This is a genomic window from Castellaniella sp. (assembly GCF_041675725.1).
Lineage (GTDB): Bacteria > Pseudomonadota > Gammaproteobacteria > Burkholderiales > Burkholderiaceae_B > Castellaniella.
Genome location: NZ_JBAYTI010000094.1, coordinates 1 through 7578 on the forward strand (window position 1 = coordinate 1; position 7578 = coordinate 7578).

General features: G+C 58.2%; 9 protein-coding genes. 6 read left to right on the forward strand and 3 right to left on the reverse strand.

The features are described from left to right. Window positions 1-654: thioredoxin family protein (locus tag WCZ84_RS13155; RefSeq protein ID WP_372686733.1), on the forward strand; the 654-nt coding region annotated here is incomplete at its 5' end. 41 nt (window positions 655-695) lie between these two features. Here WCZ84_RS13155 and vapC read toward each other — a convergent pair. From vapC to WCZ84_RS13170, 3 genes are all read right to left on the reverse strand, one after another. Next, window positions 696-1100: a tRNA(fMet)-specific endonuclease VapC gene (vapC, locus tag WCZ84_RS13160; RefSeq protein ID WP_372686734.1), complete on the reverse strand. Its 405-nt coding sequence runs from the start codon at window positions 1098-1100 to the stop codon at window positions 696-698. Next, window positions 1100-1333, reverse strand: coding sequence for a type II toxin-antitoxin system VapB family antitoxin (vapB, locus tag WCZ84_RS13165; protein ID WP_372686735.1), 234 nt, complete (start codon window positions 1331-1333; stop codon window positions 1100-1102). The genes vapC and vapB overlap by 1 nt, the downstream gene beginning before the upstream one ends. 162 nt (window positions 1334-1495) lie before the next feature. Continuing rightward, the gene (locus tag WCZ84_RS13170; RefSeq protein WP_372686736.1) at window positions 1496-2239 is read right to left on the reverse strand and encodes an IclR family transcriptional regulator; all 744 of its coding nucleotides are present in this window, start codon (window positions 2237-2239) and stop codon (window positions 1496-1498) included. 104 nt (window positions 2240-2343) lie between these two features. On the opposite strand from WCZ84_RS13170, the gene WCZ84_RS13175 reads away from it, so the two are divergent. From WCZ84_RS13175 to WCZ84_RS13195, 5 genes are read left to right on the forward strand one after another with little or no spacing between them, the layout of a single operon-like run. After that, complete coding sequence (locus WCZ84_RS13175) at window positions 2344-3204, forward strand: enoyl-CoA hydratase/isomerase family protein (protein WP_372686737.1); 861 nt, start codon at window positions 2344-2346, stop codon at window positions 3202-3204. Beyond that, a complete protein-coding gene (locus WCZ84_RS13180; RefSeq protein ID WP_372686738.1) occupies window positions 3201-4826 on the forward strand; it encodes a methylmalonyl-CoA mutase in 1626 nt (541 codons plus the stop codon). The genes WCZ84_RS13175 and WCZ84_RS13180 overlap by 4 nt, the downstream gene beginning before the upstream one ends. Beyond that, window positions 4823-5239: a cobalamin B12-binding domain-containing protein gene (locus tag WCZ84_RS13185; RefSeq protein WP_372686739.1), complete on the forward strand. Its 417-nt coding sequence runs from the start codon at window positions 4823-4825 to the stop codon at window positions 5237-5239. Before WCZ84_RS13180 ends, WCZ84_RS13185 begins: the two co-directional genes overlap by 4 nt. Then, window positions 5236-6363 carry a CaiB/BaiF CoA transferase family protein gene (locus WCZ84_RS13190; protein WP_372686740.1) on the forward strand — a complete coding sequence of 376 codons (1128 nt, stop codon included), beginning with the start codon at window positions 5236-5238 and terminating at the stop codon, window positions 6361-6363. Before WCZ84_RS13185 ends, WCZ84_RS13190 begins: the two co-directional genes overlap by 4 nt. Window positions 6364-6401: 38 nt before the next feature. Beyond that, window positions 6402-7286: an ArgK/MeaB family GTPase gene (locus tag WCZ84_RS13195; protein ID WP_372686741.1), complete on the forward strand. Its 885-nt coding sequence runs from the start codon at window positions 6402-6404 to the stop codon at window positions 7284-7286. Window positions 7287-7578: the final 292 nt, after the last annotated feature.

Sequence of the window (7578 nt, forward strand, 5' to 3'; positions counted from 1 at the left end):
ACGGGCTGGGTCGTGTTGGCGGTCTGGTCGGGCCTGCTGCTCTGGGCCGCATCGGCTCCGTCGAGCGCCGGACCGGGGCCGGCCGTATCCGGCGCCGCTGCCCCGTGGCGCCTTTTCTGGCGTGCACTCGCCTTGCTGGTGCTGCTCTGGGGGCTTGCGCAGGGCGCCGGTCTGCTTGCGGGCGGCCGGGACATGCTGCACCCCCTGGCGCCGTTTGCCGGGGCTGGCCGCCCGGGTGCGGGCCAGGTCGCTACGGGCCTGGCGGTCGACCCGGCCGCCATCCGCGCGCGTTTCACGCCCGTAGCGTCGGTGGCGATGCTCGACGCGCAGCTGGCGGCCACGACGAAGCCGGTCATGCTGGATTTCTATGCGGATTGGTGCGTGTCGTGCCTGGAGATGGAGAAATTCACCTTCAGCGACCCGCGCGTAGCGGCCCGCATGGATGACTTCCTGCTGCTGCAGGCCGACGTCACGCGCATGACGGATGACGACAAGGCCTTGTTGGCGCGCTTCGACCTGTTCGGTCCGCCCGGGATCATTTTCTTCGATGCGCGCGGCCAAGTGTTGCCCGCATACCGGGTGATCGGCTTCAAGGACGCCGGGGCGTTTTTGGCGGTGCTGTCAAGCGTGTCGTCGCCGGGCACCGTGCGCTGACTGCGCGCCGGCCGTTCAGGTCGGGTGGCCAGAATGGCGCTTCATTCAATGATCCAATTCTCTAATTCAAGCGCGGGCACGCGCGCGAATTCCGACATGTTATTGGTGACCAGTACAAGCCCTGCGCTGCGCGCATGACCGGCAATATGCAGATCGTTCACCCCGATAGGCTGGCCCAGCTTTTCGAGGGCTGCGCGGATGGCGCCATAGTGTTGCGCGGCCCTGGCATCGTAGGCCAGCACTTCAAGGCGACTGCAAAAATCCTCGATGGCGGACAGGTTGTCGCTGACCCGGCTGCTTTTCTCTGCGCCATGAAACAGTTCGGCCAGTGTCACGGCCGAAATCGCCATGCGGCCGGCATGCGCGTTGAACGTGTCGAGAACCCTGAGGGGCCGTTGTTTCAGTACGTAGATGACGATGTTGGTGTCCAACAGGTAGCGCAGCATCAGAGTGGATCCCGTTCTGGCTGTTCCTGGCTTGCGCGTTCGGACATGAAGTCATCGCTGACTGCTGGGCCGTTTATGAAGAAGCTATCCCAGGTCTGATCGACAGGCGCGATGATCCGTTCATGGCCTCTGACCCGTATTTTCACCTTATGCACGCCTTCAGGCAGACGCACTTCGATTGGCAACCGAACGGCTTGTGTGCGGTTATTGATGAAGACTGTACCGATGGCCATGATCACGCTACCCACTGAAAATGTATATAGCAATGGTATATGGCTTTCTGTCGTTGTTCAAGACCGATCTGCAAGCCCTCGCGCTGTACGGAAACGGTAGCATGAGACCCTCTGAGGGAGCCGGCAGCCCGGGATCATTTTCTTCGATACCCGTGCTGCGATTCACAGTTGCCGGGCTAGAAAGCTGCAACTGGCGATGAGCAATCGAGCCAATTCCTCGACACATGGCTCTATGCGATGCTGCGGCCCAGCGACGGCGACGCCAAATACGTCTCCGTGGATGGGGATGGACGCTGAGACAGCCCACACGTCGCTGATGTTTTCCCCGCGCGTTACGTAGTAGCCGCGCTTGCGGCTTTCTTCGAGATCCGCCAACAGCACAGCGTGGCCTGCTTTCGTCCGGGCGGTCACGGCCGGTAGCACACGCCCTTGCAGCCAGGCTTGCAATTCGCTTTCTTTCAGGCTGCCCAGCAGTGCCTTTCCGATCGAGCTGGAATGCAACGGCTTGAACACCCCCGGTTGAGCCGTGTAGCGGATAGGGTGCGGGCTCTCGACAATTTGCAAGTAAATCACAGAATCACCTTGGCGCTTGCCCAGGATGATGGTTTCTTGCGTCGTATTGCGCAGGCGCTCTAGTGTTGGAGTGGCACGCAGAATAAAGGGGTCATGTGCCGAGACGTCCTGCATGATGTCATGCATGCGTCGTGTGGGATACAAGGCCCGGGGTCGGCTGAGCGTGTACAGGTATCCCCGCTCGATCAAGGTTGACACCATGGCATGGCAACTACTTTTAGGCATGCCGATGGTTTCAGCCAGTTTCGTGAGCGATAGCGGCTGCCGGCTATCCCGAAACGCTTCGAACAAGCTGAGCAGGCGGTCGACGGATGTGACGGAAGTGTTGGACATGCATGCTCCAGACAAATTGAACGAACAAAAGGCGATAGTTCAGTATATCGAACAAATCAAGTTTTTTATCACTAAATATCGAAAATAAATATTTATTGTTCGATATGCCGAACATATATTCTTGTCTAGGAATTTATTGCTCTCTATCATGTTCGTTAGATCTTGTTGTAAAGGACCATGATGTGCAGCAACCAGACGAAAGCATACTGATTGACGAGCGTGCCGACGGCACGGTATGGATCACCATCAATCGGCCTCACAAGCACAACGCGCTGGCAGGTAACGTGTTGGCTGCGTTGGCACAGGCGGTGGCAAGGGCCGGTGTGCACCCACAGACGCGCATGCTGATACTGCGCGGTGCCGGCGATCGCTTTTTTGCTGCTGGCGGCGATTTGCTCGAGCTTGCGAAAGTACGCGATGCGCAGGCGACGCATGTCATGGCCAATCATGCCCGTGCCGCACTAGACGCTGTGCGCGATTGCCCCTTGCCCGTACTGGCTTATCTGAATGGTGATGCGATAGGCGGCGGTGCCGAGCTGGCCGTCGCTTGCGACATGCGCTTGCAGGCAGCCCATGCGCAGATTGGCTACGTACAGGCCAGGTTGGCGATTAGCACCGTCTGGGGAGGGGGGCCGGATCTGTGCCGTCTGGTGGGCGGTGCCCGGGCCATGTACATGATGGCGCGCGGTGAACTGATCGATGCTCAGCGTGCTTTGTCCTGGGGTCTAGCCGACGCCGTGATTACGGATGGTCACCAAGGCCGTGACATGGATGCATTTCTGGCCCCTATGTTGGCCTGCCCGCCTCAGGTGTTGCGGGCTGCCAAGGCGCAGACCCGCGCGTGGCGCACGAATCAGACCTATGAACGGCAGCGTCAGATAGAACGCGACCAGGTTCTGAGCACTTGGCTGCACGAAGATCATTGGGACGCTTCCGACCGTTTCCTTAAGAGGGTCGCGCAATGAGTCAGAAGCAAGGTCGACCATCGGGTCTGAATTATAAGCCGCAGCTGCGCAGCGTCAGTTCAAGTGGCATCGAGGTCCCCGTGAACACGGACGCGTCTATGGTAGACGCATCGGGCATTGGCAAGGCAGGCGAATATCCGTTCACACGAGGCATATTTCCCGATGGATATCAGGGTCGCCTATGGACCATCCGTCAGTATTCTGGCTTCGGTACAGCCGAAGAATCCAACGAGCGCTACAAATTTCTATTGGCAAAAGGGCAAACTGGCCTGTCGGTGGCCTTGGACTTGCCGACCCAGTGCGGGTTCGATCCAGTGCATCCCATGGCCCGCCCGGAAATCGGCAAAGTCGGCGTCTCTTTGTCCAACCTGGGGGAGGCTGAGATCCTGTTTCGTGATCTGGATCTGGCCAGGATCTCCACGTCCTTCACGATCAATGGTACGGCAGCCATTATTTATGCCATGTATCTGGCAGTGGCCGACAAGCAGGGTGTGCCGCGCACAGCGCTTACTGGGACAATCCAAAACGACATTCTCAAAGAATACGTGGCACGTGGTACCTGGATATTCCCCGTCCGTCCGTCCATGCGTCTGATTGCCGACAGCATTCTGTATTCCAATGAGGTCTCGCCCCGTTTCAATCCCATCAGTATCGCGGGTGCCCATGTGCGTGATGCGGGGGCGACAGCTGCAGAGGAAATGGCCTATACCCTCGCCAATGGCCTCGCCTATGTAGACGAATTGTGCGCTCGGGGTGGTGAAGTAGAGAAATTCGCCAAGCGGCTCTCGTTCTTCTTCTATGTGCACATGGACTTTTTCGATGAAATCGCAAAATTCCGTGCCGGGCGTCGTATGTGGGCCCGTCTCATGAAAGAGCGCTATGGCGTCCAGGATCCGAAGGCCCAGCATTTTCGCTTTGGTGTGGTATGCGGCGGCTCTTCTCTGATCGCACCCCAAGCTTACAACAATGTGATTCGAGTCGCCGTGGAAACCATGGCGGCTGTGTTTGGGGGTGCCCAATCCATTTTTACCTGTGCCCTGGACGAAGCTTTTCAGATTCCGACGGAGTTCTCCGCCGAGCTGGCGGTACGCACGCAGCAGATCATTGCGTATGAAAGCGGCATAGGGCGCAGTGTGGATGCGCTCGGCGGCAGCTATTTCCTTGAGCAACATACCGACCGCATGGAAGAGGAAATCACGCGCATCATGCAGGAAATTGATGCTTATGGCGGCGTAGTACCAGCCATCGAAGACGGTTGGATACAGATGCGTCTGGCCGAACGGGCGCTGGAGCGCAAGCGCAATGCCGACTCCGGGCTGAACGTGATCGTGGGGCAGAATCACTTTCGCAAAGAAGGCGAAGAAATCAAGGCCGGGGAGATTTTCTCGGTGGATCCGGGCGCCGCACAGCGCGTACTCGAAAAATACCAGCAGGTGATGGACTCCCGAGATCATGTTGCGGTACAGCGGTCGCTGCATCGCCTATCGCTCGCTGCTGTCAAGAGTCATGAAAACCTCATGCCCTACCTGGTGGATTGCTGTCATGCCTACGCCACTGTAGGCGAGATGGTGGATTGTCTGAAAGCCCAATGGGGTGAATTCAAGGAGCCGGTGAATTTATGAATGCTCAGGAACATACCGTGACGCTGGTCGGCAAGCGCATCTTGATCGGCAAACCCGGTCTGGATGGGCATGACATCGGTGCCAAGATCATCGCATTGAGCTTGCGGGATGCCGGCGCAGAAGTCATCTATACCGGCTTGCGCCGCAGTCCACAGCAGATCGCACAGGTTGCGGTCGATGAAGGTGTGGATGCCGTAGGCCTAAGCATCCTCTCGGGCAGCCACAAAGAGCTGGTAGCGGAGGTGATCAAAGCACTGCACGAATTGCAGGCACGCGACGTCAAGGTGTTTGTCGGTGGAATCATCCCATTCGAAGATCAGGACTATCTGTTCGAACTGGGTGTCACTGCGGTGTACACGGCTGACATGTCATTGGAACAAGTCTTGACCTCACTTTCCGATAGCTTGCAATGAGTGCCCCGCTGTCCGGTATCCGTATTCTGGAAATTGGTCACATGCTGGCCGGGCCCTATTGTGGGCTGATGTTGGCTGACATGGGTGCCGAAGTGATCAAGATCGAGGCTCCGCAAGGTGACATCGCGCGCACGGTGAGCCCGCATTTCGTAGGACCCCACAATGCCTATTTTGCAAGCCTGAATCGCAGCAAAAAAAGCGTGGCCCTGGATCTGGCGACCGAAGAGGGGCAACAGGATCTGGGGCGATTGGTTGAAACAGCCCATGCACTGATTACCAATCTGCGACCTTCCGCAATTCGCAAGCTGGGCCTGACCTACGAGGCCCTGCGGCATCGCAACAAGCGCCTGGTGTGCGTGGCCCTCACGGGCTACGGCCTGGAAGGGCGCTATGCGGATAATCCGGCCTACGACTACGTCATCCAGGCATTGACTGGCGTGATGGACCTCACGGGCGATCCGGGGGCGCCTCCCTCCAAGGCTGGCTATTCGGCAGTGGACAATTCTGCAGGCCTCATGGCCGCTTTGGGCCTATTGGCCAAGATCGTCCAGGGGCGGGGCGGGCAAGTCGACGTAGCCATGTACGATGTCATGCTCTCTCAGCTCAACTATCTCGCAGGGGCTGCGCTCAATGCCGGGCAGGTGGTCGAGCGTCAGGCGCACTCGGCTCATCCTTACGTGGTGCCTGCCCAGATATTTCCCACGGCCCGTGGGTGGCTCACGCTGTTCATCACGCACGACAAGTTCTGGCGGATATTTGCCAGCGAAGTGGGGCATCCAGAGTGGATAGATGATCCCGTCTTTGCCACGATGGACGCTCGACGGACCAACCGCCGGGTTGTAGTCGCCGCGATTACGCAGGTTTTGGCCCAGGCGTCTGCGGATGAATGGGTTCGTCGCCTTGGTCCCCTGGGGGTCGTCGTGGCGCAGGTCAGGACTCTGGATCAGGCGCTACACAGCGAATTCACCGAGGCCCGTGGATTGGTGGTCGCCCTGGGCGATGCCGATCCGCCGTTGCGTGCCGTCGCGTGCCCCGTGCGATTTGATGATTTTTCTCCTTCGTATGGCCAGCCACCGTTGCTCAATGAGCACAGTAAGGAAATTTTGGGCGGGGATCTGACATGAGCAAACCGCCTCTGGATCGTTGGGCCTTAAGCCGCGCCTTGACCCGCATGGCCAACGCCTCACCGCAAGAGCTGTTGCAAATGGTGGTGACCGAACCGCCCCGACAGTTCGCCCGGCGCATTGGGATCACCGGAGCGCCTGGGTCGGGGAAGAGCACCCTGACGGGCCACCTGGCTTTGGATCGCCTGGCAAGGAACGGCCGTTTGGGTATTTTGGCCATCGACCCAAGCAGCCCACGCTCGGGCGGTGCGATCCTGGGCGATCGCGTGCGCATGGACGACCTCGCTGGCAGTGATCAGCTCTATATACGTTCGTTGGGTTCTCGGCGCACCAGCGATGGCCTCGCCGATAACCTGCCAGAAATGCTGGACCTGATGGATCACTTTGGATTCGACGAGGTCCTGCTGGAGACCGTGGGGGTCGGCCAGGCCGAATATGCCGTGCGCAGCCAGGTCGATACCCTGGTTCTGACTCTATTGCCCGAAAGCGGCGACATCGTACAGGCCATGAAGGCAGGCATCATGGAAATGGCCGATATCTATGTGGTGAATAAGGCCGATCTACCCGGTGCGCGCCGCATGGTCGCAGATCTGCGCCGCCTTGCTGCCATGGTGCGCCCGAGCCCGCAGGCATGGGTGACGCCTATCTTGGCAGTGTCCTCGATGCAGCCCGAAACCATACGGGCGCTGTCCCAGGCAATTGATGATCATTTGGCTTGGCAGACGGCGCGTGTTTCTGGCAATGACGACCGGCCCCTACAGCGTGCCCGCTACCGCCTCAAGAGATGGATGGATCTGCAGATCGCGGATGTGATCGCACAACTGGGTGATGACCTGTACTGTTTGCCAGTGCCGCAGCAGGCGATAAAGGTGTTGGAAAAAATACAGTCTCGCCTTGAGATCCCAGATAAATCAAATGCGTGATTCAAGTGAATCGCCATTGTATGAAAGTTGCAATCAGTTTGACTGATCCGACAGGCAGCCGGGTTCGCCTGATACCGGCAAGTAGTTGCTGCCAATCTGACGAATAGAACGTTGTAAGTGCATTGGTGGCTGGTTTTATTTGACGCGACATCAGAATATCGAGTGATGGAAATGAAAATTGATGACTTGAGAATGCCCTCTCATTATCTTATCGATGGTTTGCAAGGTGCGGCCATCAGTGGAGAAAAAATCAGCGTGCTTGATCCATGCACCGGTAAAGAAATCACTACGG

Bases quoted from the DNA above. Each gene is read 5' to 3' on its own strand.
- vapB (WP_372686735.1), bottom strand. From the start codon at position 1,333: ATGGCCATCGGTACAGTCTTCATCAATAACCGCACACAAGCCGTTCGG.
- WCZ84_RS13190 (WP_372686740.1), top strand. From the start codon at position 5,236: ATGAGTGCCCCGCTGTCCGGTATCCGTATTCTGGAAATTGGTCACATG.
- WCZ84_RS13180 (WP_372686738.1), top strand. From the start codon at position 3,201: ATGAGTCAGAAGCAAGGTCGACCATCGGGTCTGAATTATAAGCCGCAG.
- WCZ84_RS13185 (WP_372686739.1), top strand. From the start codon at position 4,823: ATGAATGCTCAGGAACATACCGTGACGCTGGTCGGCAAGCGCATCTTG.
- WCZ84_RS13170 (WP_372686736.1), bottom strand. From the start codon at position 2,239: ATGTCCAACACTTCCGTCACATCCGTCGACCGCCTGCTCAGCTTGTTC.
- WCZ84_RS13175 (WP_372686737.1), top strand. From the start codon at position 2,344: ATGCCGAACATATATTCTTGTCTAGGAATTTATTGCTCTCTATCATGT.
- vapC (WP_372686734.1), bottom strand. From the start codon at position 1,100: ATGCTGCGCTACCTGTTGGACACCAACATCGTCATCTACGTACTGAAA.